This is a genomic window from Stenotrophomonas maltophilia (genome assembly GCF_003970865.1).
GTDB classification, from domain to species: Bacteria; Pseudomonadota; Gammaproteobacteria; order Xanthomonadales; family Xanthomonadaceae; genus Stenotrophomonas; species Stenotrophomonas maltophilia_AR.
The window spans coordinates 1-26438 of record NZ_RXLZ01000016.1; the positions used below are offsets into that span (position 1 = coordinate 1).

General features: G+C 67.1%; 27 protein-coding genes and 1 tRNA gene. 19 read left to right on the top strand and 9 right to left on the bottom strand.

Going from position 1 to position 26438, the window contains the following annotated elements; translation table 11 throughout:
- Positions 1-185: 185 nt before the first annotated feature.
- The 4 genes from EKL94_RS07115 to EKL94_RS07130 are packed head-to-tail and all read right to left on the bottom strand — an operon-like array spanning position 186 to position 4552.
- A complete protein-coding gene (locus tag EKL94_RS07115; RefSeq protein WP_032127773.1) occupies positions 186-713 on the bottom strand; it encodes a Slp family lipoprotein in 528 nt (175 codons plus the stop codon).
- On the bottom strand, positions 710-2659 hold the full coding sequence (locus EKL94_RS07120; protein ID WP_126928553.1) for a transglutaminase TgpA family protein: 1950 nt from the start codon (positions 2657-2659) through the stop codon (positions 710-712). Before EKL94_RS07120 ends, EKL94_RS07115 begins: the two co-directional genes overlap by 4 nt.
- Positions 2652-3575 carry a DUF58 domain-containing protein gene (locus EKL94_RS07125; protein WP_185830003.1) on the bottom strand — a complete coding sequence of 308 codons (924 nt, stop codon included), beginning with the start codon at positions 3573-3575 and terminating at the stop codon, positions 2652-2654. The genes EKL94_RS07120 and EKL94_RS07125 overlap by 8 nt, the downstream gene beginning before the upstream one ends.
- Before the next feature lie 23 nt (positions 3576-3598).
- Positions 3599-4552 carry an AAA family ATPase gene (locus EKL94_RS07130; protein ID WP_043398214.1) on the bottom strand — a complete coding sequence of 318 codons (954 nt, stop codon included), beginning with the start codon at positions 4550-4552 and terminating at the stop codon, positions 3599-3601.
- 42 nt (positions 4553-4594) lie between these two features.
- Between EKL94_RS07130 and EKL94_RS07135 the strand changes: the two genes are divergently transcribed.
- The gene (locus tag EKL94_RS07135) at positions 4595-6430 is read left to right on the top strand and encodes a glycosyltransferase family 39 protein (protein WP_126928555.1); all 1836 of its coding nucleotides are present in this window, start codon (positions 4595-4597) and stop codon (positions 6428-6430) included.
- A gap of 132 nt (positions 6431-6562) precedes the next feature.
- Here the strand turns inward: EKL94_RS07135 and EKL94_RS07140 are convergent, their stop codons facing one another.
- Complete coding sequence (locus EKL94_RS07140) at positions 6563-7132, bottom strand: Maf family protein (protein WP_126928556.1); 570 nt, start codon at positions 7130-7132, stop codon at positions 6563-6565.
- Positions 7133-7245: 113 nt separating this feature from the next.
- Between EKL94_RS07140 and EKL94_RS07145 the strand changes: the two genes are divergently transcribed.
- The 14 genes from EKL94_RS07145 to EKL94_RS07210 all read left to right on the top strand — a co-directional run bounded on the left by EKL94_RS07145 (position 7246) and on the right by EKL94_RS07210 (position 18623).
- Positions 7246-7755, top strand: a complete 510-nt coding sequence (locus tag EKL94_RS07145) for a YceD family protein (RefSeq protein WP_032127767.1) — start codon at positions 7246-7248, stop codon at positions 7753-7755.
- A gap of 107 nt (positions 7756-7862) precedes the next feature.
- Positions 7863-8057, top strand: a complete 195-nt coding sequence (gene rpmF / locus EKL94_RS07150; protein WP_004154640.1) for a 50S ribosomal protein L32 — start codon at positions 7863-7865, stop codon at positions 8055-8057.
- A 91-nt stretch (positions 8058-8148) separates the two neighbouring features.
- Positions 8149-9126 (top strand): beta-ketoacyl-ACP synthase III, encoded by a 978-nt coding sequence (locus EKL94_RS07155; protein ID WP_049434317.1) that lies wholly within the window; start codon positions 8149-8151, stop codon positions 9124-9126.
- Positions 9127-9203: 77 nt separating this feature from the next.
- Positions 9204-9986: a BUD32 family EKC/KEOPS complex subunit gene (locus EKL94_RS07160; protein WP_126928557.1), complete on the top strand. Its 783-nt coding sequence runs from the start codon at positions 9204-9206 to the stop codon at positions 9984-9986.
- 166 nt (positions 9987-10152) lie between these two features.
- The gene (fabD, locus tag EKL94_RS07165; RefSeq protein WP_126928558.1) at positions 10153-11097 is read left to right on the top strand and encodes an ACP S-malonyltransferase; all 945 of its coding nucleotides are present in this window, start codon (positions 10153-10155) and stop codon (positions 11095-11097) included.
- An 82-nt stretch (positions 11098-11179) separates the two neighbouring features.
- Positions 11180-11923 carry a 3-oxoacyl-ACP reductase FabG gene (gene fabG / locus EKL94_RS07170; protein WP_004146899.1) on the top strand — a complete coding sequence of 248 codons (744 nt, stop codon included), beginning with the start codon at positions 11180-11182 and terminating at the stop codon, positions 11921-11923.
- A gap of 152 nt (positions 11924-12075) precedes the next feature.
- The gene (gene acpP, locus EKL94_RS07175; RefSeq protein WP_005415509.1) at positions 12076-12315 is read left to right on the top strand and encodes an acyl carrier protein; all 240 of its coding nucleotides are present in this window, start codon (positions 12076-12078) and stop codon (positions 12313-12315) included.
- Between the two features lie 143 nt (positions 12316-12458).
- Positions 12459-13721, top strand: coding sequence for a beta-ketoacyl-ACP synthase II (gene fabF / locus EKL94_RS07180; protein WP_126928559.1), 1263 nt, complete (start codon positions 12459-12461; stop codon positions 13719-13721).
- A 92-nt stretch (positions 13722-13813) separates the two neighbouring features.
- Positions 13814-15178 (top strand): aminodeoxychorismate synthase component I, encoded by a 1365-nt coding sequence (locus EKL94_RS07185; RefSeq protein ID WP_126928560.1) that lies wholly within the window; start codon positions 13814-13816, stop codon positions 15176-15178.
- A gap of 210 nt (positions 15179-15388) precedes the next feature.
- Entirely contained in the window at positions 15389-16450 is a 1062-nt protein-coding gene (gene mltG, locus EKL94_RS07190; RefSeq protein WP_126928561.1) for an endolytic transglycosylase MltG, read from the top strand.
- A complete protein-coding gene (gene tmk, locus EKL94_RS07195; RefSeq protein ID WP_126928562.1) occupies positions 16447-17112 on the top strand; it encodes a dTMP kinase in 666 nt (221 codons plus the stop codon). Before mltG ends, tmk begins: the two co-directional genes overlap by 4 nt.
- A complete protein-coding gene (locus tag EKL94_RS07200) occupies positions 17109-18065 on the top strand; it encodes a DNA polymerase III subunit delta' (protein WP_126928563.1) in 957 nt (318 codons plus the stop codon). The genes tmk and EKL94_RS07200 overlap by 4 nt, the downstream gene beginning before the upstream one ends.
- On the top strand, positions 18062-18415 hold the full coding sequence (locus EKL94_RS07205) for a PilZ domain-containing protein (protein ID WP_005412452.1): 354 nt from the start codon (positions 18062-18064) through the stop codon (positions 18413-18415). Before EKL94_RS07200 ends, EKL94_RS07205 begins: the two co-directional genes overlap by 4 nt.
- A 133-nt stretch (positions 18416-18548) precedes the next feature.
- A tRNA-Val gene (locus EKL94_RS07210) sits at positions 18549-18623 on the top strand.
- An 85-nt stretch (positions 18624-18708) separates the two neighbouring features.
- On the opposite strand, the gene EKL94_RS07215 is transcribed toward EKL94_RS07210, so the two are convergent.
- Both EKL94_RS07215 and EKL94_RS22535 read right to left on the bottom strand, forming a co-directional pair.
- The gene (locus EKL94_RS07215) at positions 18709-19272 is read right to left on the bottom strand and encodes a hypothetical protein (RefSeq protein WP_126928564.1); all 564 of its coding nucleotides are present in this window, start codon (positions 19270-19272) and stop codon (positions 18709-18711) included.
- A 61-nt stretch (positions 19273-19333) separates the two neighbouring features.
- On the bottom strand, positions 19334-19477 hold the full coding sequence (locus EKL94_RS22535) for a hypothetical protein (RefSeq protein WP_221767980.1): 144 nt from the start codon (positions 19475-19477) through the stop codon (positions 19334-19336).
- 116 nt (positions 19478-19593) lie between these two features.
- Here EKL94_RS22535 and EKL94_RS07220 point away from each other — a divergent pair, with 116 nt between their 5' ends.
- The 4 genes from EKL94_RS07220 to EKL94_RS07235 all read left to right on the top strand — a co-directional run bounded on the left by EKL94_RS07220 (position 19594) and on the right by EKL94_RS07235 (position 24371).
- Complete coding sequence (locus tag EKL94_RS07220) at positions 19594-19974, top strand: tautomerase family protein (protein WP_126928565.1); 381 nt, start codon at positions 19594-19596, stop codon at positions 19972-19974.
- A 216-nt stretch (positions 19975-20190) separates the two neighbouring features.
- Positions 20191-20586: a DUF2946 family protein gene (locus EKL94_RS07225; RefSeq protein WP_126928600.1), complete on the top strand. Its 396-nt coding sequence runs from the start codon at positions 20191-20193 to the stop codon at positions 20584-20586.
- Between the two features lie 129 nt (positions 20587-20715).
- Positions 20716-22854, top strand: coding sequence for a TonB-dependent receptor (locus EKL94_RS07230; protein ID WP_126928566.1), 2139 nt, complete (start codon positions 20716-20718; stop codon positions 22852-22854).
- Between the two features lie 11 nt (positions 22855-22865).
- Entirely contained in the window at positions 22866-24371 is a 1506-nt protein-coding gene (locus EKL94_RS07235) for a PepSY domain-containing protein (RefSeq protein WP_126928567.1), read from the top strand.
- 9 nt (positions 24372-24380) lie between these two features.
- Here the strand turns inward: EKL94_RS07235 and EKL94_RS07240 are convergent, their stop codons facing one another.
- Both EKL94_RS07240 and EKL94_RS07245 read right to left on the bottom strand, forming a co-directional pair.
- A complete protein-coding gene (locus EKL94_RS07240; RefSeq protein ID WP_126928568.1) occupies positions 24381-25514 on the bottom strand; it encodes an MFS transporter in 1134 nt (377 codons plus the stop codon).
- A gap of 11 nt (positions 25515-25525) precedes the next feature.
- Positions 25526-26302, bottom strand: coding sequence for a DeoR/GlpR family DNA-binding transcription regulator (locus tag EKL94_RS07245; protein ID WP_126928569.1), 777 nt, complete (start codon positions 26300-26302; stop codon positions 25526-25528).
- Positions 26303-26438 lie beyond the last annotated feature (136 nt).

Below are 26438 nucleotides of genomic sequence, written 5' to 3' on the forward strand. Positions count from 1 at the left end.
TCGACCTGGTCGACCACTGACAACTTGAAGGCCAGCGAGTAATCCCGTTGGCTGCGCCTGATTGTTGATTTCATTGAACATTCCTTTTCCAGAGGGAAAAGGTGTCAACCCAATTCAGGACGGGTCAGTGGATGAAAAAAGGCCGCCCGAGGGCGGCCTTTTCCGTCATGCCTGTGCGGTGACGATCACCACCAGCCCCAGCGACCGTAGCCGCCCCAGTACGGGCCATACGGGCTCGGGCCCCACGGGCCATAGGGGTAGGGCACCACGTCGACCTGGCGCTGCTCCGGCCACAGGTAGATCACATCGGCCGACAGCTTCGGCAGGCGGTAGTCGTACTCGCCGATGCGGGTGTTCTGGTAGCCGTCGATCTTGCCGATGAAGGTCACGTCACGACCGGCTTCGAACACCGCCGGGTCGTAGAAACCGGCACGGCAGGCGATGAAACGGCCGTCGCTGGCGTCGGACGAGGTGGTGTTCGGGCGGCCACTGCCATTGAGCGGGCGCGAGATGATCTGGAAGCAGGTCTCGCCCTGGCCGGGCTTGGTTTCGATGATGCGACCGCCCCAACGGACCGGCGTGCCGACCTGCTGGGTAGCGACCGAGTCGCGAGGGGAGACCAGGCTGAACTGTCCCTGCAGCGGCTTGGGGGCCGTGGCGCAGGCCGACAGGGCCAGCGTGGCCACAGCGGTGAGAAGGAACTTGGTGTTCATGGGGAGGCTCCGGAAGTCGGGCGATGCCTGCGCAGGTCCCGCAATAATGAAGCGAGGTCGGTGCAAGTTCCAGCGTAGCGCGCGTCGGCGAAACGCTGGCTGAGTGCGAGCAGGGTCGGGTCGGGGCGCTGCCGGTGCACCCGCTGTGCCCAGTCCTGTGCGGTTTCGTGCGGTTCACGGGCCAGGCCGAGGCGGGCGTAGCGCCGTCCGAGCCGGTGCCAGGCGCGCAGCAGCGGGTCGCGTTCGCGCTCGCCTCGGGCCAGCAGCCAGGCCATCCACGCAAGCGCCAGCAGTGCGGCCACCACGAAGCCGGCGACCAGTTGCCCGGGGCCCAGATCGTCCAGCCCGAAGGGCTTGAGCAGTTGCTGCTGGCGGCGCGCATCGAAGGACAGCACCAGGTCGTTCCAGCCGCGGCGCAGCCAGTCGCCCATCTGGCCCAGCTGCAGCCAACGCTGCTGCAGTGGCGTGTCCGTACCGGCCTGCAGGCGGTCGTCCAGTGTGTCCAGGATGCGTTCCGGTGCAACGGCTGCGGTCGGGTCGACCCGGACCCAGCCGCGCTGCGGCAGCCATACCTCGGCCCAGGCGTGGGCATCCATCCGCCGCACCACCCAGTAGTCGCCGATGCGGTTGCGGGTACCGCCGGCGAAACCGGTCACCACCCGCGCCGGGACGCCGGCGTTGCGCATCAGCACCACGAAGGCCGAGCTGAAGTGTTCACAGAAGCCGGCCTTGTAGCCGAACAGGAACTCGTCGATCGGGTCGCGACCCGCCGCAGGGGTGTCCAGCGTGTACGAGAAATCGGTGGTGATCCACTGCAGCGCGCGGCGCACGACGGCCTCGTCATCGCTGCCAGCCTGCTGTCGCCATTGCTGCGCCAACGTGGCGGTGCGCGGGTTGAAGCCGGCCGGCAGCTGCAACGTCGCGCGGCGCAGGTAGGGCGACAGCGTGTTGTCGAAGCGCAGTGGAGGGGCCGAATGCAACCGCCAGCGGCTGAGCGAGGCCAGCGGGCGTTCGCTGCTCAGGCTCATGTCCGCATCCAGCACGCTGCCCGCAGGTGCGCGGCTGGGCAGGTCCAGCGCCACCAGCTGGCGGCGGTCGGTGGGCTCGTAGTCGATCTGGTAATCCCAGCCCTGTGTACCGGCTTCAACCACCGCGGCAGGTCGTCGCGCGCTGGCGCGGTCGCGTGTCCAGCGCCGTCCATCGAAGGCGGTCAGTACAGGGCCGCGCCAGTAGCGCTGCGCCGGCTCGGGTGGAGCGCCGAAGAACTGCACGCGCAGCGCCGGGCTGTCGTCGGCCATCAGGTCCAGCCACTGGCCGGGCTCCATGCTGTCGGACAACCCCGGCGTACCCACGGCGCGCTCGGGAACACCCCACAGTGGCGTGGCCAGGCGCGGGAACAGCCAGAAGCAGGCCAATGCCAGCGGCAGGCCGATCGCCAGCAGGCGGCCGACACCATGCAGCTGCCCACGCAGTGGCAGGCGGCCAGCATGGCCTTCATCCTGGGCCAGGCGTTGCAGCGCGATCAGTGCGCTGCCCCCGGCCAGCGCGGCCAGTACTGTTGTCAGCGGCCCCTGGTCGAGCAGGAAGGCTGCAAAGGGCGAGAACAGCGCGAAGCCGAGCAGGCTGCGGGCATCACGCAGGCTGCGCAGCTCGCTGGACTTGATCGCCAGCATCGCGGCCAGCAGCGCGCAACCGGTATCGCGTCCCGGGCGCACCATGCCCATCTGCCAGACGATGGCGCCGAGCATGCCAAGCACCAGCAGCAGGCGTACCGGCATCGGCAACACGGTCCGCCACGACAGGACGGCGGTGATGATCGCCGCCAGCGCGATCACGCCAGCCAGCAGTGGCGGCAGCTGCAGCAGCAACGGCAACAGTGCCAGCGCCGCGCTGGCCAGGGTCCAGTTGCGGGCATTGCGGTCGAGCAGGGCCGGGGTCTCAGTCATGCGGCATCAGCGCCAGCGCGCGCAGGCACAGGTGATGGTGGCTGGCGCCCTGGCCAGGCCCGAACGGCGGGTGCGCAGGCAGCAGCAGGGTGTAGCGGCGGCCCTCGCGCTCGGCCACATCCACCCAGCGCGCCAATCGAGCGATGCGTGCTTCATGGCCCAGCGGCGCCAATGAGCGCCAGTCGAGGATCACTTCGATGCCGACCGGCTTTTCGTACTCGCGCACCAGCAGGCTGTCGCGGCGAGCCGAGTGCTTCCAGGAAATGCTGCGCGGCGCATCGCCCGCCCGGTAGGGACGCAGCTGATGCAGTTCCTCGCCGCTGGCGTGGGCGCGGGTATGCAGCGGATCGCTGCCGCTCTCCGGCAGTGCAGGTGCCATGGCTTCGGCCAGCGGGTAGACCAGCAGCGGCTGTTCCGGCCACACCCACGACCACGCCCGCACCAGGCCCAGGGGCTGGGTGGTGGACAGGCGGATACGCGGCAGTTCCAGCCAGCCACGGCGTTCGCTGGGAACGTCCAGTTCCACTTCGCCGCGGCCGTGCGCAGGCAGCGAGGTCCAGGCGTTGCTGTCACCCAGCTGCAGATGAAGGCCGTGCCGCGCACGCGGATCACGCAGTGAGAGGTCCACGCGCAGGCGCAACGGTTGCCCGGCCGGTACCGGCTCGGCGGAGATCGCATCGATCTGCACGCCGGACAACTGGAGATGCGCGGCAATGGCACTGGCGATTGCCGCTGCCGCGAGCAGCAGGGCCAGCAGCAGCGCCGGATTGTTGTTGTAGTTCAGCGCGCCCAGCAGCATGGCCCCCAGCAGGGTGGCAACGAACAGGCCGAAGCGGGTGGGCAGCACATAGATGCGATGGCGATCCAGCCGCTTCGGCAAGGTTTCGGGCCTGCGTGGCCGAGCCAGCAGCTGCATGCGTGCCCAGCGTGTGGCCACGCTCAATCCACCGCGACGGTCTGCAGGATCGCGCGCGCCAGTGCCGGTCCCGAACTGGATTCGGCTTCCGCCACCAGCCGGTGACCGGCCACTGCGACGAACAGCGTCTGCACGTCCTCGGGCACGACATGCCCGCGACCCAGCAGCAGGGCATGTGCCCTGGCCGCACGCAGCAGCGCCAGGCCGGCACGGGGTGACAGGCCGACGCGCACGCCGGCGTGCTGGCGGCTGCGGGTCAGCAGCGCCTGCACGTAGTCGATCAGCGCGTCGCTGGCGTGCACCTGGTTCACCGCGTCGCGCAGCGCGCGCACCTGGGTGTCATCCAGCTTCGGTACGGCACGCGCGATCAGGTCGCGACGGTCGCTGCCACGCAGCAGTTCGCGTTCGGCCTGGGCACTGGGGTAGCCCATCGCCAGCCGCAGCAGGAAGCGATCCAGCTGTGAATCCGGCAGCGGGAACGTGCCGGACAGGTCCACCGGGTTCTGCGTGGCGATCACGAAGAACGGGTCGGGCAGCGGATGCGTCTGCCCGTCCAGGGTGACCTGTTGCTCGGCCATTGCTTCCAGCAACGCGCTCTGCGTGCGCGGTGGGGCACGGTTGATCTCGTCGGCCAGCAGCACGTGGGTGAACACCGGGCCGGGGTGGAACTGGAACTGGCGGCTGCCGGCTTCATACACCGACACGCCCAGCACATCGGCGGGCAACAGGTCGGAGGTGAACTGCACGCGCTGGAAGCTGAGGCCGAGGCTGCTGGCCAGTGCATGCGCCAGCGTGGTCTTGCCCAGGCCGGGCAGATCTTCGATCAGCAGGTGACCGCCGGACAGCAATGCGACGAAGGCCAGCCTGACTTCCGGCACCTTGCCCAGTACCAGTGCGTTCACCTGATCCTGTGCCTCCCGCAGGGCCTGACGCAATTGATCGGTTAGCATGCTGGGGTTGGGGGACGAAGCTGGCATGATCGTCTCAGATCTGGAATCCACTCGATTATCCATAGAGCAATGCAAGGCGAACAGCGCGCACGGACGATATTTCTCTGGTTATGGACGCTGGTCACAGCGGCCAAGCTGATCGTTGCCGCGCGCCTGCCGCTGTTCGTCGACGAAGCGTTCTATTGGCAGGAAGGCCAGCATCTGGCCGCGGCCTATTCGGATCTGCCCGGATTGACCGCCTGGCTGGCCCGCCTGGGCGTGGAGATCGGTGGGCATCACGTGCTCGCGCTGCGCCTGCCGTTCCTGGCCATCGGTGCGCTGCTGCCGCTGCTGGTGGTGCGCACGGCCACGCGCTGGTTCGGCAATGTGGCCGGTTGGCAGGCAGGTAGCCTCACGCTGTTGATGCCGTTGTCGGCGACGCTGGGCCTGCTGGCGGTGCCGGACGTGCCGATGGCACTGGCGGCGGTGATCTGCCTGCACGCCGGTGCGCGCCTGCTGCACAACGTGGATGCCTCCTCGGCGATGAAGCTGGCACTGGGCCTGCTGATCGGTGCACTCAGCCACTACCGTTTCATCGGTGTCATCGGCGTCGGTTTCATCGCGCTGCTGGCATTGCCGCAGGGGCGGCGCATGCTGGCCGATCCGCGCGTGTGGGTGGCATTGGCGGTGGGCGTGCTGGCATGGCTGCCACTGCTGGCGTGGAATGCGGACAACCACGATGCCGGTTTGAAATTCCAGGTGGTCGAGCGTCATCCCTGGGCCTTTGAATGGGGCGGGCTGTGGTTCCTGGTGATCCAGCCGATGCTGGTGACGCCGATCCTGTGCATGGCGATGTGGAAGGTGGCGCTGGCAGGAACCCGGAGCGGTGGCGGTACGCGCGTGCAGTGGCGCTATTTCGGCCTGGTGGGTGGCGTATCCACGCTGGGTATTTTCGTGCTCGGCTTCTTCACTGACGTCGAGCGGATCAGTTTCCACTGGCCGCTGCCGGGCTACCTCGCACTGCTGGTAGCGGTGCCGGTGGTGCTCAACGGCTGGCCGCGCTGGCTGCGCCGCACCGGCTGGTGGCTTGCAGGCGCGGGCATGGTGCTGGCGTTCGGCTACTACCTGATGGCATCCACGCCGGCACTGCGCGAGCAGATGGCCGGCAGCAAGTACTACCCGCGCAACTTCGCCGGCTGGCAGCCACTGGCGGTAGCGGTCCACGAAGAGCTGCGGCAGATGCCGGAAGGGACGCGCGTGCTGGCCGGCAACTTCAAGGTCGGCGCCGAGCTGGGTTTCCAGCTGGGCAACGGCAACATCGAGGTGCTGCCGCATCCGCTCAATGACAAGCATGGCCGCACCGCGCAGCTGGCGCAGTGGGGCCTGCTGCATGAGGGCGAGCGCACGGCGCCGATGCTGCTGGTGCTGTCACCCAGCGACCAGCGCTATCGCGAACTGTTGGAGCGCTATCACGCCATCTGCGAACAGGTGGGGCCGATGCCTGCGCCACGCGTGGTCAGCAGTGATCACGGGTTCCAGCGCTTCCTGCTGTTCCGCCTGCCGGTGCAGCGCGCGGAAGGGCCGTGCGTGACGCCGGCGATGGCGTGGCTGGATGCGCCGTCCAATGGCGAGAAGGTGTCCGGCACACTCGCGATCAAGGGCTGGGCGTTCAAGGATGGCGTCGGCCTGGCACGCGTGGAGATGCTGCTCGATGGCCGCTCGATCGGTGACGCCCGCTATGGGCGTGTGTTCGACGTGCGCCACATCTGGCCGGACAGCACCGATCCGCAGCATCCGGCGGTGGGCTTTGATGCGTCGCTGGATACCGCCACGCTGGCGCCGGGTCGGCATTGGCTGGGCCTGCGCCTGCACGGCCGCGACGGCAGCGTGGAGGAATGGCAGGAACAACCGTTCGAGGTTCGTTGAGGTCCTCTGGTCCTGTAGAGCCGAGCCGATGCTCGGCTGCTTTTTCCGGGTCGCCTGCCATCTACAGCAGAAGCAGTCGAGCACGGCTCGACTCTACAAAAAGGGCAGTCGAGCATGGCTCGACGCTACAGTTCAGGGCACCGCGAAACCGGCCCTGCGCAGCAATCCGCATACCGCGATCAGCGGCAGGCCGACCAGTGCGGTCGGGTCGCGGTTGTCGATGGCGTCGAACAGGCTGATGCCCAGGCCCTCGCATTTGAAGCTGCCGGCGCAGTCCAGTGGCTGTTCGGTAGCCACGTAGCGGGCGATCTCGTCCGGTTCCAGTGCGCGGAAGCAGACTTCGGTCAGATCGACGGCCGTGAATGATTCTCCATCACGGCTGAGACAGACGGCGGTGTGGAAGCGGACGGTCTGCCCGGACATCGCTGCCAGCTGAGCACAGGCGGCCTCGACCGTACCCGGTTTGCCCAGCGGCTGGCCGTTCAGGTCCGCGACCTGGTCCGAGCCGATCACCCACGCGCCGGGATGACGGGACGCCACCTCGGCCGCTTTGGCGGCGGCCAGGCGGGTGGCCAGGGCCAGTGGCGCTTCGCCGTTCAACGGGGTTTCATCCACCTCCGGGCGCGCGCAGTCGAAGGCCAGGCCCAGTCGCTGCAGCAGTTCGCGGCGGTAGCGGGAGGTGGAGGCCAGGACCAGTGACATGCGAGAATACCGGGGCAGGGCATGGCAGTCTGGCGTGTCCGCAGCGCCAGCGGCAAGTCCTGTATGGCGGGCATTTGACAGTCGCCGCCCCGATCCTTAGTATTCAGCGGCTTATGTCCGCGAACGTGCCCGAAACGCTGGATGCCTGGCGGATGGTTGTAGCGCGAAGGCGCTTCGACGGTCAGGTCTCCCTGGCTGAATTGACCCGCCTGCAAGGGTTGGTCGCAGATACCGACGGCGAGTGCAATTACTCGCTTGAATTCGGTCGCGACGACGTCTTGCGGGTATCCTATGTGGAATTGACCATCGACACCGCGTTGCCGCTGACCTGTCAGCGCAGCATGCAGCGATTCCTGTTGCCGGTGAAGATGACCCAGAGGCTTGGCCTGATCCGCGACGAGGACGAGGAATCGTCCCTGCCGGAGGAATACGAGGCGTTGCTGGTGCCGGAAGACGGTCAGCTGCGTCCGCTGGACCTGGTCGAGGACGAGCTGGTGCTGGCGGTGCCTGTGGTGCCGCTGTCGCCCGACGGTGAAGCAGTCGACAAGGACTGGGCACCGAGCGAAGAAGAAACAAAGCAGGCCAACCCGTTCGCGGCGTTGGCGGCACTGAAGAAACAATAGCAGCCGGATTGTCGTCGGCGGCTGCGGCGAAAGCGAAAGTGTGCTGGGCGCTGGCGTCCTGCGCGACGATACGACGAAGCAAAACGAACCGAGTTTGGAGCAATCCCATGGCTGTGCAGAAATCCCGTGTCACCCCGTCCCGCCGCGGCATGCGTCGTGCGCATGACGCCCTGAGCGCCAAGCAGCTGTCGACCGACCCGACCACCGGCGAAGTGCACCTGCGTCACCACATCACTGCCGATGGTTTCTACCGCGGCAAGAAGGTCATCCAGACCAAGACCTCGGCCGTCGAAGAAGATTGATGTGCCGGGAAGGCCGCTGCCTCCGGGCAGCGGCCTTTGCCTTCTTTCCCGGGTGTGCCGGTGATCGGCGGCCCGCGCAACAGGAAACATGATGAGCAAGCGGATCTATTCGAGGATCGCGGGCACCGGTAGCTATTTGCCGGAAAAAGTCCTGACCAACGCCGACCTGGAAAAAATGGTCGAAACCTCGGATGAGTGGATCCAGTCGCGCACCGGAATTCGTGAACGGCACATCGCGGCCGAAGGCGAAACCACCAGCGACCTTGGCTACAACGCCGCCCTGCGCGCGCTTGAAGCCGCAGGCATCGACGCCTCGCAGCTCGACATGATCGTGGTCGGCACGACCACCCCTGATCTCATTTTCCCGTCCACCGCGTGCCTGATCCAGGCCAAGCTCGGTGTTGCGGGGTGCCCTGCCTTTGACGTCAACGCAGCCTGCTCGGGCTTCGTGTTCGCGCTGGGCGTGGCCGACAAATTCATCCGTTCCGGTGACTGCAAGCATGTGCTGGTGATCGGCACCGAAACGCTGACCCGCATGGTCGACTGGAACGATCGCACCACCTGCGTGCTGTTCGGTGATGGTGCTGGCGCCGTCGTGCTCAAGGCCGACGAAGAGACCGGCATCCTCAGTACCCACCTGCATGCCGATGGCAGCAAGAAGGAGCTGCTGTGGAACCCGGTCGGTGTCTCGACCGGCTTCAAGGACGGCGCCAATGGCGGCGGCACCATCAACATGAAGGGCAACGACGTGTTCAAGTACGCCGTCAAGGCGCTGGACTCGGTCGTGGACGAGACCCTGGCCGCCAACGGCCTGGACAAGTCCGACCTGGACTGGCTGATTCCGCACCAGGCCAACCTGCGCATCATCGAAGCCACCGCCAAGCGCCTGGACATGTCGATGGACCAGGTCGTGGTGACCGTCGACAAGCACGGCAACACCTCGTCCGGCTCGGTGCCGCTGGCGCTGGACGCCGCCGTGCGTTCGGGCAAGGTCGAGCGCGGCCAGCTGCTGCTGCTGGAAGCCTTCGGCGGCGGCTTCACGTGGGGTTCGGCTCTGCTGCGCTATTGATAGTGCAAGTTACGACAACGTGAAGCTTTGTCGTTGCGGCCCCTCTGGGGCCGTAACGCGTTTAAGGAGGACCTGTCATGGTTGAGCCCATCGTCATCGAAGGGCAACGTGCCTGGCTGAAGCAATACGGCAAGGGAAGCCGGGCGCTGGCCCTTGGCCTGCTCAATTTTGTTGCCCGTCGTTTTCATCTGGACGCCCTGCGCCCGCCGCCGCACCGTGGCGGTGATGCCGCACGCGAAACCGAAGCCCGTCGCCTTGCAGAACTGCAGGCGCAGGGCGTGAACGTGCCCGATGTGCTGGGCACCGGGCATGCCGCGCTGGTGATCGGCGACAACGGCAGTTCGTTCAATACCTGCCTGCGCGAAGCCGACGAGGCAGGCCGCGACCGCCTGGTGATGGCGGCGATGCTGGCCATTGCCGCAGCGCATGAGCGCGGCGCCTATTTCGGCCAGCCGTTGCCACGCAATCTCACCTGGGATGGCGAGAAGGTCGGTTTCATCGACTTCGAGGAAGATCCGCTGGAAGTGATGGATCTGTCCGAAGCGCAGGCCCGCGACTGGCTGATGTTCGGCTATGGCGTGGCCAAGTACTATGCCGACCGCCCCGAGCACCTGCAGGCGATGATGGCCGAGGCGATGGGCGATGCCCAGGCGCCGGTGCGCGAGCACGTGCACGCGGTCAGTGGCCGCCTGCGCAGCCTGGCCCGGGTCTGCATGAAGCTGGGCCGCTCAGCGCGCGCGCTGGCCCATTCGATCTTCATCGCCCATGGCGCCAGCACCGCGGGCGTGCTGATGCTGGTCGGCCTGTGCGTGGATTTCCTCGCCGACGGCGATCTGGACGTCCTGCAGTTGTTCTGCTGATCAACGGCTGAGGCCGGATCCCTTTTCCCATGGAGAGGGATCCGACCCCGATCTCCAGCGCGTTGCGACAGCCCTTCACCATACGCGTGCATACGCGCACGTACAGACGACACGGCATGTTCCCCCTTATCATGGCCCGCTTCGATTGCAACAAGCGGATGACCGCGTGACCGTATCCACCCTCGCTTTTGTCTTCCCCGGCCAGGGCTCGCAGTCTGTGGGCATGGTGGCCGAGCTGGCTGAACTGCACCCGCAGGTGCGTGACGCCTTCACCGAGGCATCCGATGGTGCCGGCGTCGACCTGTGGGCGCTGTCCCAGGGCGGCCCGGAGGAAATGCTCAACCGCACCGAATACACCCAGCCGGCCCTGCTGGCCGCAAGCATCGGCGTGTGGCGCGCCTGGAACGCCGTGGGCGGTCCGCGCCCGTCGGTGCTGGCCGGCCACAGTCTGGGCGAATACACCGCCCTGGTTGCCGCTGGCGCGCTGAGCCTGCATGACGGTGCGCACCTGGTGCGCCTGCGCGGCCAGCTGATGCAGGAAGCTGCACCGGCCGGTGTCGGCGCCATGGCCGCCGTGCTCGGCGCCGAAGATCAGCTGGTGCTGGACGTCTGCGCTGAAGCGGCAGGCAGCCAGGTGGTGGTGCCGGCCAACTTCAATTCGCCGGGCCAGATCGTGATTGGTGGCGACGCCGACGCGGTTGACCGTGCGCTGGCGCTGCTGGCCGAGAAGGGCGTGCGCAAGGCGGTCAAGCTGGCCGTGAGCGTGCCTTCGCACACCCCGTTGATGCGCGAAGCCGCCAACCGCCTGGCCGAAGTGATGGCCGGCCTGGCCTGGCAGGCGCCGCAGCTGCCGGTGGTGCAGAACGTCGACGCCAAGGTGTATGACGGCATCGACGCGATCCGTACTGCGCTGGTCCAGCAGCTGTACCAGCCGGTGCAGTGGACCGGGTGCGTGCAGGCGCTGGCTGGCCGTGGCGTCACCCAGATCGCCGAGTGCGGCCCGGGCAAGGTGCTGACCGGCCTGGTCAAGCGCATCGACAAGGCCATCGACGGCCGTTCGCTGGCCACGCCGGGCGACTTCGAAGCCGCCCGCGAGGCATGGTCGGCCTGATCCCCCTTGTTCCTGCCGAGCGTACCGGTGGCCGCTGCAAGCGGTACGGGTACGACGGCTGTCCCAGCCTGAGGAAAACATCATGAGCAAGCCCCTGCAGGGTGAAATCGCACTGGTCACCGGCGCCAGCCGTGGCATTGGTGCCGCCATCGCCGATCTGCTGGCCGCCCAGGGCGCCACCGTCATCGGCACCGCCACCACCGAATCCGGCGCGGCCGCGATTGGTGAGCGCCTGGCCGCCCACGGTGGCCACGGCCGCGCGCTGAATGTCACCGACGCCGCTGCGCTGGACAGCGTGCTGGACGGCATCGCCAAGGAATTCGGTCCGATCTCGATCCTGGTCAACAACGCCGGCATCACCCGCGACAACCTGCTGATGCGCATGAAGGACGAGGACTGGGCGTCGATCATCGACACCAACCTGACCAGCGTGTTCCGCACCAGCAAGGCGGTGATGCGCGGCATGATGAAGGCGCGCAAGGGCCGCATCATCAACATCGCATCGGTGGTGGGCGTGACCGGCAATGCCGGCCAGGCCAACTACGCGGCTGCCAAGGCCGGCATCATCGGCTTCAGCAAGTCGCTGGCCAAGGAAATCGGTTCGCGCGGTGTCACCGTCAATGTTGTCGCACCCGGCTTCATCGACACCGACATGACCAAGGCGTTGCCGGAAGAAGCGCGTACCGCGCTGATCAACGACATCGCCCTCGAACGCCTGGGTTCGCCGGAAGACATCGCCCATGCGGTGGCCTTCCTGGCCGGCCCGGCTGCCGGTTACATCACCGGCGAAACCCTCCATGTGAACGGTGGCATGTACATGCCGTAAGCAAGGGGCGCAGGGATTGCGCCGCAAGTGGTTGATCTGCTGAGGTTTTTGCTGCGATGCAAGGCCGCGCCGGTTTCCACTACACTATCCCACGGCCATCGCCTTTGATGGCGACCACTTTTGAACCACAACTCCATCTGGAGCGAGATCCCATGAGCACCATCGAAGAACGCGTCAAGAAAATCGTCGTCGAACAGCTTGGCGTCAAGGAAGAAGAAGTCACCAACAGCGCATCGTTCGTCGATGACCTGGGCGCTGACTCGCTGGACACCGTCGAGCTGGTGATGGCCCTGGAAGAAGAATTCGAGTGCGAGATCCCGGACGAAGAAGCCGAGAAGATCAGCACCGTGCAGGCCGCCATCGACTACATCAAGGCCCACGTCAAGGCCTGATGTCAGACGGCAGTGCGCGCGCGGGTTCACGCTCGCCGCGCACCGCACCCCATGGGGCCGCAGTTGCGGCCCCGTGTGTTTGAGCATCACACCGAAGCAAACCGAGTTGCCCGTTGAAATCATCCGGGCCAGGAGAATCAGCAATGAAGCGTCGCGTCGTCGTAACCGGCCTGGGTATCGTCTCGCCGTTGGGCAATGATCTGGCCAGCAGCTGGGAAGGCATCACCCATGGTCGTTCGGGCATCGGTCCGCTGACCAACGTTTCTGATGCCTACCTGGATCGGTTCACCACCAAGATTGCAGGTGAGGTCAAGGGATTCGACATCACCGCCGACAACGAACTGTTCGGCAAATTCCGGGTCAGCGGCAAGGATGCCAAGAAGATGGACCCGTTCATCCATTACGGCCTCGGTGCCTCGTTCATGGCCCTGCACGACTCGGGCCTGGAGATCACCGAAGCCAATGCCGATCGCATGGGCGCCATCGTCGGCGCCGGCATCGGTGGCCTGCTCGGCATCGAAGAGCAGACCATCGAGTTCCATGAGGGCAAGAAGATCTCGCCCTTCTACGTGCCCAAGACCATCATCAACATGCTGCCGGGCCAGCTGAGCATCATCACCGGCCTGAAGGGCCCGTCGTTCTCGGCGGTGTCGGCGTGCGCGACCTCGAACCATTCGATCGGTACCGCGATGCGCATGATCCAGTACGGCGATGCCGACGTGATGGTGGTCGGCGGTGCCGAGCGTGGCTCGTCGCCGACCGCACTGGGCGGCTTCTGCGCGATGAAAGCCATGAGCACCCGCAACGACGCTCCGGAACAGGCCTCGCGCCCGTGGGACAAGGACCGTGACGGCTTTGTGCTGGGCGACGGCGCCGGCATCCTGATCCTGGAAGAGTACGAGCACGCCAAGGCGCGTGGCGCGAAGATCTACTGTGAACTGGCCGGCTTCGGCGCCAGCTCCGACGCGTACCACATGACCGCACCGAGCGAGAACGGCGAAGGTGCCGCGCGCTGCATGGCCATGGCCATGAAGGACGCCGGCGTGACCCCGGAACAGGTCGGTTACCTCAACGCGCACGGCACCTCCACGCCGCTGGGCGACCTGGGCGAGACCATGGCGATGAAGACCGCCTTCGGCGACCACGCCTACAAGATGATGGTCAGCTCCACCAAGTCGATGACCGGCCACCTGCTGGGCGCTGCCGGCGGCGTGGAAGCGATCTTCTCGGTGATGGCGCTGCAGGACAACGTCATTCCGCCGACCATCAACCTGCAGCAGCCGGGCGAAGGCTGCGACCTGGACTACGTGCCCAACGAAGCGCGCCAGGCCAAGGTCGACGTGGTGATGTCGAATGGTTTCGGCTTCGGCGGCACCAACGGCACGCTGATCTTCAAGCGCGTCTGACCGAGTTGTAGCGTCGGGCCATGCTCGACTCCGCGTTCTACGGAGCCGCCGCAAGGCGGCTTCCGTGCATCTGAATCCCTGAACTGGCCGCCATGACCCACGCACCGCTGATCCACCCGCTGCCGCACCCGATCGATCTGCTGGCCCTGCAGCAGCACGAGCCGGCGCGCTTCCCGCTGCTGATGGAATCCACCGACTCGGGCACCGCCCAGGGTCGCTGGAGCCTGCTGCTGGCCGCGCAGGGCGACTGCCTGCGGCTGGACGCCGATGGCCAGGTGCGCGACCAGCACGATGCGGTACACGCCGGCAGCTTCCTGCAGGTGCTGGATCGCGCCTGGCAGCGCGAACGCCTGCCGCACGACGGCAGCCACAGCCTGCCGTTCCGCGGCGGCTGGGCGTTGATGCTGGACTACGAAGTGGCCAGCCAGATCGAACCGGTGCTGCCGGCGCGTGTGCGCGAGGACGGCCGCCCGACTGCGCTGGCACTGCGCTGCCCGGCCGCGGTGCTGCACGACCATCACAACGATGCCAGCTTCGTCATCGCCGAAGCCGGCGAGCAGGCGTTGCTGGATGCGCTGGTAGCACTGGCCTCGGCCGCGCTGCCCGAAGCCGGGCAGGGCTGGCAGCCGCCGCAGTCGGTGGGCGAGGATGCGCCGCAGCGCTTCACCGACGGCGTGCGCCGGGTGATCGAATACCTGCGCGCCGGCGATGTGTTCCAGGTGAACCTGTCGCGGCGCTGGAGCGCCCAGTTCGCTGTGCCGGTCAGCCCGCAGGCGCTGTACGCGCAGCTGCGCCGTGCCAACCCGGCACCGTTCGCCGGCCTGTTCAGCGCGCACGGCCGCCATGTGGTCAGTTCCTCGCCGGAGCGGCTGGTGTCGGTGCATGCCGGTCACGCGCAGACTCGTCCGATTGCCGGCACGCGTCCGCGCTTCGAGGGGGACGATGATGCTGCGCGCATCCAGGAGCTGGTCGGTCACCCCAAGGAACGGGCCGAGCACGTGATGCTGATCGACCTGGAACGCAACGACCTGGGCCGCATCTGCCTGCCGGGCACCGTGGTGGTGGATGAGCTGATGACCGTGGAGAGCTACGCCCATGTGCACCACATCGTCAGCAATGTCAGCGGCCATCTGCGCCCGGAGGTCACGCCCGGCGAGGTGATTGCCGCCACGTTCCCGGGTGGCACCATCACCGGCTGCCCCAAGGTGCGCTGCATGCAGATCATCAGCGAGCTGGAGCAGGTGCCGCGTGGTGCCTACACCGGCGCGTTCGGTTGGCTGAACCGCGATGGCGACCTGGACCTGAACATCCTGATCCGTACCGCCGAAGTGGATGGCCACGAGGTGAGCTTCCGCACCGGCGCCGGCATCGTGGTCGATTCGGACCCGGACAAGGAACTGGACGAGACCCGCGCCAAGGCCCGCGGCCTGCTGCGCGCGCTGGGCCAGCAGGGCTAGGCGTATTCCGGTAGTGCCGGCCGCTGGCCGGCAATCTGATACACCCATGATCCGCGCGATTGCCGGCCAGCGGCCGGCACTACCGGTACCAGTGGGGGCCATTGTTCGGGTGGGTGCCGACCGTTGGTCGGCACGGCGACGCCACCCGGTCATGACCCCAATCCACCGGCACGGTATCCTGCACGACGGAATCGAGTTCAGAGGTAGTCCATGGCGGGAGCCAAGCGCGGGTGTCTGTTCGTGGTAACGCTGGTGGTGGTGCTGGCCGCCGTCGTGGCCGGCGCGGGCGCGTGGTTCTTCTACCAGCAGACCCGGTTCGCCGATGCCCCGATCACCCCGTCCGCCGAGAGCGTGGTCATCGCCAGTGGCGATGGCATGAACAGCGTGCTGCGCAAGCTGCGCGATGCCGGTGTGGACGAGGGCCAGGACACCCAGTGGCAGCTGTTGGCGCGCCAGCTCGATGCGGCCGGCAAGCTGAAGGTGGGCGAGTACGCGCTCAGTGGCGACCTGACCCCGCGTGAGCTGCTGCTGCGCATGCGCGCCGGCAAGGTGCTGCAGCACCGCGTCACCATCATCGAAGGCTGGAACATCCGCCAGCTGCGTGCCGCGCTCAAGCGCGCCGAGCCGCTGCTGCATACCACCGACACACTGGATGATGCCGCGTTGATGCAGCGTCTCGGATTCGGTGGTCAGCATCCGGAAGGCCGCTTCCTGCCGGAGACCTATGTTTACCAGCGCGGCGACAGCGATCTGGACGTGCTCAAGCGCGCCCACGCCGCGATGGAAAAGGCACTGGATGAAGCCTGGGAAAGCCGCGCGCCGGACCTGCCGATCAACACGCCCTACGAACTGCTGACGATGGCGTCGATCATCGAGAAGGAAACCGCGCTGGCCAGCGAGCGTCCGCAGATTGCCGGCGTGTTCATGCGCCGCCTGAAGATCGGCATGCGCCTGCAGACGGACCCGACCGTGATCTACGGCATCGGTGCCGCGTATGACGGCAACATCCGCCGCCGCGACCTGACCACCGATACGCCCTACAACACCTATACCCGTGCCGGCCTGACCCCGACCCCGATCGCCATGCCCAGCCGCGATGCGCTGATGGCGGCCGCACAGCCTGCACCGGGCGACGCGCTGTATTTCGTCGCCGTGGGCGATGGCAGCGGCGCGCACGTGTTCTCGCCCAGCCTGGACCAGCACAACGCCGCAGTGGCCCGCTACCTGCAGCAGCTGCGCCAGCAACGTACCAAGGAGACCCCGGCGCAATGAGTCCCGCGCTGCTTCGCCACCCGCGTTTCGTCAGCCTGGAAGGCGGCGAGGGCGCGGGCAAGACCACCGCCATCAATGCCATCCGTGACTGCCTGCGCAGCCATGGCCACGAGGTGGTACTGACCCGCGAGCCGGGCGGTACGCCGCTGGCCGAGCGCATCCGCGGCCTGGTGCTGAAACCTGATGCCGAGATCGCCGCCGAGCCGCTCAGTGCCGAGGCCGAACTGTTGTTGGTGTTCGCTGCACGCGCGCAGCATGTGCGCCAGGTGATCCAGCCGGCGCTGCAGCGCGGCGCCTATGTGCTGAGCGATCGCTTCACCGATTCCAGCTATGCCTACCAGGGCGGTGGCCGCGGCCTCGATCCGCAGTGGATTGCCGATCTGGAACGTCGCGCGGTGGGCCTGCTGCCGGGCCTGACCCTGCTGCTGGACGTGGACGTGGCAGTGGGCCGTGCACGCGCCAATGGCCGTGACCTGTGGCCGGACCGCATCGAGAGCGAACAGGACGATTTCTTCCAGCGCGTGCGCGAAGTGTTTCGCAGCCGCGCGCAGCAGGACCCGCAGCGCTTCGCGCTGATCGACGCCGGCCAGGTACAGGCGCGTGTGGCGGCCGATGTGGTCGCATGTGTCGAGCATTGGCTGCAGGACGGGGAGGGTGCATGAGCACGTTTTCGCCATGGCAGCAGCGCGCGTTCGATCAGACAGTTGCCGCACTCGATGCTGATCGGCTCGGCCATGGCCTGCTGATCTGCGGGCCGGCGGGGCTGGGCAAGCGCGAGGTGGCGTTGGCCTTGGCCGACCACGTGCTGGCGCGCGGTGATGCCGCGCATGCCACGCGCACGCGCCAGCTGATCGCCGCCGGCACTCATCCGGATCTGCAGCTGGTCAGCTTCATTCCGAACAAGAGCGGCGACAAGCTGCGCACCGAGATCGTCATCGAGCAGGTGCGTGAGATCACCGACAAGCTGGCGCTGACCCCACAGTACGGCGTGGCGCAGGTGGTGATCGTCGACCCGGCCGATGCGATCAACCGCTCGGCGGCCAACGCGCTGCTGAAGACGCTGGAAGAGCCGCAGCCCGGCCGCTACCTGTGGCTGATCAGCAGCGATCCGGCGCGCCTGCCGCAGACCATCCGCAGCCGGTGCCAGCGCCTGGAATTCAAGTTGCCGCCGCAGCACGAAGCGATGGCCTGGCTGCAGCAGCAGGGCCACAGCGAAGCATCGGCGCGCGAAGCGCTGGACGCGGCGCGCGGCCATCCCGGCCAGGCCGACAACTGGCTGCGTGAAGACGGCCTGAGCCTGCGCCGTGAAGTAGGCCGCGAGCTGGAGCAGCTGGCCGCCGGCAAGACTGGCGCGGTAGAGCTGGCGCAGAAGTGGTGTGGCGATGACAACGCGGCGCTGCGCCTGCGCTTTGCCGCCGACCTGGCGCTGGCCCAGGCCAGCACCGATGCCTTGACCACGCCGGAGCGATTGCACAAGCTTGCAGCCTGGTTCGACGCTGCCAACCGCACCCGCGACCTGCTGCGCACCACGGTGCGTGCAGACCTTGCGGTGGTCGAGTTGCTGCTGGCCTGGAACAAGGTGAACGAGCGGGCTGCCGCAAGGGGAAATCGATGAGTGCCAGCAACGCCCGCCAGGGCATCCTGTCCCTGGCCGTGAAGGACAAAGCCGCGCTGTACAGCGCGTACATGCCGTTCGTGAAAAACGGCGGCATCTTCGTGCCCACGCCCAAGCGCTATTTCCTGGGCGACGAGGTGTTCCTGCTGCTGACCCTGCCGGATTCCAGCGAGCGCCTGCCGGTGGCCGGCAAGGTGATCTGGGTGACCCCGGCCGGCGCGCAGGGCAACCGCACCGCCGGCATCGGCGTGCAGCTGGCCGACGGTGCCGAAGGCGAGGGCGTGCGCCACAAGATCGAGACCCTGCTGGCCGGCTTGACCGGCTCGGACAAGCCGACCCATACGATGTGAGGCAGCGCCTCGCGGTCCTGTAGAGTCGAGCCATGCTCGACTGCTGTTGCCCGAAGACACCCGTGAACACGAATGTGAAAAACGGTTGACGGCCTCTGAAAAGCCCCTATAATGAGCGGCTCAGCAACACACCGGGCGGTTAGCTCAGCGGTAGAGCATTGCCTTCACACGGCAAGGGTCACAGGTTCGATCCCTGTACCGCCCACCATGTTGCAGAACGAAAGAAGCCTCCAGCAATGGGGGCTTTTTTGTTGCCTGCGATCCAGAAAGATCAGCCGGAAGCGCGCACCGTCTCAGCCATGTCCGTCCAGCAGCGCGCGCGCGATCATCGCCGTAGCATCCAGCAGGTCGTGACCGCTGCCGGCCTGCACCACCACCGCCAACAGGCTACGACCCACTTCGGCATTGCCGCTGGTCAGTTCCATCTCGCCTTCAAAGCACAGATCGGCCAACCACTCGTGGGCCTGCTGCATCCCGCGCTTGCGGACCCGGCGGAACTCCGCGAGCAGCTTCGCCTGCCCGGCCTCCTGCTCACCATCGGCAAGCAGGCCGATGGCACCGCCGTGCGCCGCGCGCCAGATGGCCGGCAGCGGGCGACCGTTCGCGTCCACCACGTCTGCCGCGAACTGCGCGCAGTACATTTCGTAGCGCTTGCCCGTTGTGCTGCCGGGCACGATGCCGGCCTCGGCCAGCAGGCGTTCGGCTTCATCCAGTTTGCTGAACTTCAAGCGCAGCAGTGCAGGGCGGCTCAGTTGTTGTGCCAGCGCCTGCTGGTTGGCTGCGAACCAGACGTTCCAGCCCACGCTTGCGCGACCTTCCAGTGCGGCCTTGAAGTACTCCAGGTGTTCGGCGTCCATTGCGGTCTCCTGCGCTCCCTGCGCTCCCTGCGCGATTGTAGCGGGAGCATGTCCGGGCCGATCAGGCGCCGCCGCCGGAGAGGCAATGATGTGCCTCGCGTACCAGTTGTCGTGTGGCCACGATCAGTCCGTCGATATGGAATGCGCCCAACTGTTCGTCCGGGCCGCCTTCGCTGCGCGCACGGTCGGCGGCCTGCAGGCGCACGCGGGCGGAAATGTGTCACGGATGAAGGCAAAGGGTTCCACCCCTGCGCTGTCCGGCCACCCCGGGCAGGCGTAGTCTCAGCCTGCTGCCGTACCCATCCACTCTGGAGCCCCGCCATGCCGCTCGCCCGCATCGATCTTCGCAAAGGTAAATCCGCCGACTACCTGCAACGCGTCGGTGAAACCATCTACCAGGCCATGCGCGCGGTGGGCGTGCCGGAAAACGATCGCTTCCAGATCTTCCAGGAACACGCACCCGGCACGCTGATCTACGACCCCGGCTATCTGGGCGTGAACCGCACCGACGACTTCATCTGTATCCAGATCACCTGGAACGAAGGGCGCACACTGGAGCAGAAGAAGGCACTGTACGTCGGCATCGCTGATGGCCTGCACGCGGCGGTGGGCATCCGCCGCGAGGATGTGTTCATCAACCTGGTGGAAGTGAAGAAGGAGAACTGGTCGTTCGGTAACGGGGTTGCGCAGTACGTGAGTTGATGCGCGAAAGGCATCCACGCATGGCGTGGATCCACAGCGTGATGGGCGTGCGCAGGGAGGGCATACCCATCGCTGTGGCCGGCAGCACAGCCCTGCGTCACCGTGTCGCAGGGGCCAAACCCTGAACGTAGTCCAAGGTTGGCTGCAGCCCCGTAGAATGGCGGCGTGCGTCGTTCTGTCCTCCACCGCCGGTTCCAGTCCCTGGCATGGCTTGCCATGCTGCTGGTGCTGCTCGCCCCGTTGGTGAGCCGCTGGCTGGCGCACGGTCACGTGGCTACCGCTGCGCCGGTGGCGGCGATGCACCACGCGATGCACGCAGAGCATGCGCAGCACACGATGGAAGGGCACCACGACCATCACGCGATGGCGATGCAGCACGGCGAATCGACGCCGAAGCCGGCCGCCGATCCACACGCCGACCATGAGATGGGCGTGGACTGCGATTACTGCCTGATCGCCGCGCGGCTGATCACCCTGCTGGTGGCGGCATTGCTGCTGTTGGCGCCGATGGCGCCGGTATGCCGCGCGCTGCGCGGTGCGGTGCAGGCGTTGCCGCAACGGATCAGCGGCACATTGGGAGCGCGTGGGCCGCCGGCACTGATGGCCGTCTGAGCCCTGCGCGCACGCCTTTGGATTGATTTTCCCAAGCTGCCAGGCATGGCCTGGCACTACTGCGTGCGCGTTCCCCGAACTCCCTGAGCTGCCCTGCCACTGCGGGGTGGCCCTGCATGCCGTGAATAAATGAAAACCAACCCCAACTCCGCGCGCCTGCGCAGGGCGGCGCTGCCTGCGCTGTGCATGTCCCTGCTGCACGCCGTGCCCGCCCTTGCCGCCGATGCGGCACCTCCGACCACGCTGGATACCGTGCGCGTGGTCGACACCCGCAGCGGTGAACTGTCTTCCACCGCCAGCGCCGGGTCTGCGCTGGGCCTGAGCGTGCTGCAGACGCCAGCAAGCCTGACCGTGATCTCGCGCGAACAGCTGGAGCAGCGTGGCGACACCAACCTCAACGATGCGATCAGCCGGGCGGGTGCGATCAGTGCGATGCCGCACCCCGGCAATGGCCTGAGTGCGCTGTCCAGTCGCGGCTTCACCGACGGTGCCTCGGTGATGCGGCTGTACGACGGGCTGCGCCAGTACGGCGGCGTGGGCATCACCTTCCCGTTCGACACCTGGTCGATCGAGCGCATCGAAGTGCTGCGCGGGCCGGCTTCGGTGATCCATGGCGACGGTGCGATCGGCGGCGTGATCAACATCGTGCCGAAGAAGCCCTCGCGTGGCGCCATCGAGAACGAGATTAGCGTGACCGTCGGCAGCGAGGACACCGCACGCCTGGGCTTCGGCAGCGGCGGTGCGTTGACCCCGGACCTGGCCTATCGGCTGGACGTGAGTGGCAACTACAGCGGTGGCTGGGTTGACCGTGGCCGAAACAGCGATGCGACCTTCTCCGGTGCCTTGCTGTGGCAGCCGCGCGCGGACCTGCAGCTGACCCTCACCCATGCGCAGGGCCATCAGCAACCGATGCGCTACTTCGGCACGCCGCTGGTGGATGGCTGCCAGCTCGAGGAGCTGCGCCACCGCAACTACAACGTGGACGACAGCGAGATCCGCTACCGCGACCGCTGGACCCAGCTCGATGCGCTGTGGACGCCGAACGCAAACGTCGAATGGCGTACGCGCCTCTACCAGATCGACAGCCAGCGCGATTGGCGCAATGCCGAAGCCTATGTCTACAACGGGGTCACCGGTTTGATCGATCGCTCAGGCAACACCGAGATCACCCACAACCAGGACCAGAGCGGACTGACCTCGACGCTGCGTGTGCAGGGAACGGTGGGTGGCCTGCAGAACAGCTTCGCGGTGGGCCTGGATGCGAACCGCGCGCACTTCAAGCACACCAACAACACCTATGCCGGCAGCTCGGGCCCGGTCGATCCGTTCGATCCGGTGCCGGGCCAGTTCACCAGCGACGCGCCGAACCTGCCGCGCTATCGCAACCGTGCCGAACAGTACGCGCTGTTCGTGGAGGACCGGTTGGCGCTGAACGAGCGCTGGTCGGTACTGGGTGGGCTGCGCCACGACCGCGCGCGCATCGATCGGACCGATCTGGTCAGCGGCCAGAATGCGTTCTCGAAGACCTACAGCAGCACCGGCTGGCGTGCAGGCACGGTATTCGCGCTGCAGCCGACGTTGAGCCTGTATGCGCAGTACTCGCAGGCGGCGGACCCGGTCAGTGGCCTGTTGATGATCAGCCCGGCCAATGGTGCCTTCGATCTGGCCAAGGGGCGGCAGATCGAGGTGGGCCTGAAGCAGGCCTTCGATGGTGGCGAGTGGACGCTGGCGGCGTACCGCATCCGCAAGACCGGGCTGCTCAGCCGCGATCCGCTGGTGCCGGATCGCCGCGTGCAGGTGGGCGCGCAGACCTCACGTGGCATTGAGGCGTCCTTGAGCTGGAACTTCGCGCCGCGCTGGTCGCTCGATGCCAACGCCACGGTGCTGAAGGCCGAGTTCGAGGACTTCCTGGAAACCACCGGTTCGCCGGCGGTGCTGGTGTCGCGTGATGGCAACGTGCCACCGAACGTGGCCGAGCGCCTGGCCAATGTGTGGCTGAGCTGGCAGTTTGCACCGGGCTGGAGTGCGGCGGGTGGCGTGCGTTACGTCGGCAAGCGCTACGCCGACAACGCCAACACATTGGAGCTGCCCGGCTACAGCACCACCGACCTGGCACTGACCTGGCAGGCGGCGCCGCGCACGCGTCTGTCCGCACGGCTGTTCAACGTGTTCGACAAGGCGTACTACGCCACCGCGTACTACACCAGCACGCAGTGGCTGCTGGGTGCGGACCGGCGCGTCGAATTCACCGTCGATCACCGCTTCTGAGGACGCTGGCGATGACGTTGCGATCCACCGCCAAGCGCTGGACCTATCTGGCGCACCGCTGGCTGGGCATCGGCGGATGCCTGCTGATGCTGCTGTGGTTTGTCAGCGGCATGGTGATGCTGTTCATTGGTTACCCGAAGCTGACACCCGGTGAGCGGCTGGCGGCGTTGCCGGTGCTGGGGGATGCTCGCGATTTGCAGGGGCTGTCGGTACTGCCTGCCGTGGTGCAGGCCGAGCCGGAGGTTGTGGCGCTGACGACGCTGCGTGGCGAGCCTGCGTACGTGGTGCGCAATGGCAGCAATGTGGGCGCCTGGTCTGCCGTGACCGGCCAGGCGCTGCTGCCGGTGTCGGCACAGCGTGCCGAAGCATCTGCTGCGCAGTTCGCGGGCGGCCAGGCCTTCGTGGGTGCGACGCGCGTGGATGAAGACCGCTGGACGCATTCGCGCGGGCTGGACGCGCACCGGCCGCTGTACCGGGTGGAGGTGGGGGGCGCGCAGCCGGGTGATCTGTATGTGTCTTCGCACACCGGCGAAGTGGTGCTGGACGCACCGCATGTGCAGCAGCGCTGGAACTATGTGGGCGCCTGGCTGCACTGGCTGTACTTCCTGCGCATGCAGTCGGTGGACCCGGTGTGGACGTGGGTGGTGATCGTGCTGTCCGCGCTGTGCACCGTTGCCGCCGTCAGCGGCATCGTGGTGGGTGTGTGGCGCTGGCGTTTCCGTGGGCACTACCGTTCGGGTGCGAAGACGCCATACGTCGAACCATGGATGCGCTGGCACCATCTGATCGGGCTGGTGGCTGCGGCCTTCGTATTCACCTGGATCTTCAGCGGGCTGATGTCGATGAACCCGTTGGGCGTCTTCAGTAGCACGCGCGAGGCGATCGACAGCGGACGCTATCGAGGTGGTCCGGTGGCGGTGGATGGCGCACTGGGCGAACCGACGGCGCTGCTGACGGCCGTCGACGCCGAGCGCTTCAAGCCGGTGGAGATCCAGTGGCGACGCATCGGTGGCGAGCTGTTCGCGGTGTTGCTGGATGGGCAAGGCAATACCCGCATTGTGTCCGGCAGTGACGGCCATCTGCAGGTTGCGCGGTTGCTGCCGGCCGCGTGGTTGCAGCAGAAGGTGCGGGCGCTGTCGGATGCCCCCATGCAGGGGTACTGGGTCCAGCATGCAGCGGATGCGTACTTCTACCCGCGTGCACCGGAAGCCATGAACGGCGCGGCGGTACGCCGCTTCCCGGTGGCGGTGGCTGATTTCGGCGATGCCGAGGCGACGCGGGTCTACCTCGATCTGGCCACCGGCGACCCGTTGCTGACGATGGGGCATCGCGAGCGGGCGGGGCGCTGGCTGTTCTACTTCCTGCACAGCTGGGACCTGCCTGCGATGCTGCGTCAGGACACCACCCGGCCGGCGGTGTTGCTGCTGCTGAGCCTGGCGGGCACTGCGCTGTGCGCGACGGCCACGGTGATCGGCTACCGCCGGTTGCGGATGAAGCTGCGGCGCAGGCGGCGCTGATGCCCTGGACTAAACCCGCAGCCAACGTGTGGACACGGCCACCAGCAACAAGGCTGTGGCCACACCGATGAACGCAGCAATCAGACCGAAATGATTGGCGGCAAAGCCGATCAACGCCGGTCCGGCAAGGATGCCGGCGAAGCCCAGCGTGGAAACGGCGGTGATGGCCAGCGCGCCGGGCATGCGGGTCTGGTGGCCAGCCAGCGAGAACAGTGCCGGCGCGATGTTGGCGCAGCCGAGGCCGACCAGCACATAGCCCACCAGCGACGCCTGCCACGGCGTGACCAGGGTCAGCACCAGTACGCCCGCGGCGGCGAGCAACGCGCCGAACACGATCGCGCGCTGGCGGCCCACGCGTGCCACCAGTGCATCGCCGAACAGGCGCGCGACGGTCATGGTCAGGGTGAAGGTCACATAGCCGATGCCGGCAAGACTGGCATCGACGCGACGCACGTCGCTGAGGAACACCGCGCTCCAGTCCAGCATCGCACCTTCGCCGAGGAACGCAACGAACGCCAGTACGCCGATGAACAGCACGATGCCGTGCGGCAGGGCCAGCATCGGTGTGTCGTGCGGCATGCGTTCGCTGTGCCAGTACGTTGCCGACAACAGCATCACCAGCAGCATGGCGCCGACACCGATCAGCACCGATGCCAAGGGCGGCAACTGTGCGGACAGCAGCACGGTCATGGTGGCCGCGCCGAGGAAGCCGCCGATGCTGAAGAAGGCATGGAAGCCGGACATCATCACGCGCCGTGCTTCGCGCTCGACGATGACGGCCTGCACGTTCATCGTGCAGTCCATCGCGCCCACGGCCGCACCGAACACGAACAGCACCACGCCCAGCGTCCAGGCCGAACCGGCCAGTGCCAGGCCGGGCACGGTCAGGCAGATCAGCAGACTGCTGGCCACCATCACCCGGCGGCAACCGAGGCGTGCGGCCAGCACGCCGGACAAGGGCATCGCCAGCAGCGAACCGGCACCGAGGCAGAGCAGCACCAGCCCCAGCGTGGCGTCGTTGATTTCGGTGCGTGCCTTTGCGAACGGCACCAGGGTGGCCCACAGCGCGGTGGCGAAGCCGGGAATGAAGAACGCAGCGCGGGTCGCGTGCTGTTCGGCACGCGCGCGGTTGGCAAGGGACATGGGCGGTACGGTCAGGGGGGTGTGGGGTGCACCGCGATGCCGGCGGCGCGGAAGCGAGCCGCCAGTGCGGGTGGTGCGGTGGTGGTCAGCACCAGGTCGTCGAACTCGTCCAGGCTGGCGATCTGCCAGTTGCCGCGCGCACCGAGCTTTTCAGTGGTGGCGGCGACGATGACGCGGCTGCTGCAGGCCACCATCGCGCGCTTCAGCGTGGCTTCTTCCGAATCCATTGCCCACACGCCGGTGTCGCCGTCCACCGCGCAGGGGCCGGGCAGGTACACGTCGGCACGCAGGCGCTGCACCTGGGCCAGCGCTTCTGCACCGACCGCACCGCCACCGCTGGCCAGGCGGCCGCCGATCAGCTGCACCGAGGTGCCTTGAAGCATGCTGGCGGCGGTGGCGATCTGTGGCGCGTTGGTGATCACCGTCAAGCAGAGAGCGGCCGGCAGCTGCTGGGCGATCGCCAGATTGGTCGAACCGGCATCGAGCAGTACGACCTGGCCGGGTTGCAGCAGCGCGCAGACGCGGGCGGCCAGCTCGGCCTTGTCGCCGCGGTCGCGGGTCAGGCGCTCGCGCAGCGGCCGTTCCTTGGGCGGCGGCAGCACGGCGCCGCCGTAGACGCGCTGGCACAGGCCCTGGGCGGCGAGCTCGCGCAGGTCGCGGCGGATCGAATCTTCGGAGACGGCATAACGGCGCGCCAGTTCGGCGGCGACCACGCGGCCCTGCTGGCGCAGCTCCTCGAGGATCTGCCGGGTGCGCTGGGCGGGTAGGGGGCTGGGGTCGGCGCTCATGCCACAAGTCTGCACGTTCGTGCATAAACGTGCAACAACGTGCATTCGTCGGGAGGGTACAGGGCGGCTGGACTGCCGGTGAACCCGCCCGCCGCGGGGTCTATGGATCGCCCCCGCGGCCCGGCATGATGGCGGG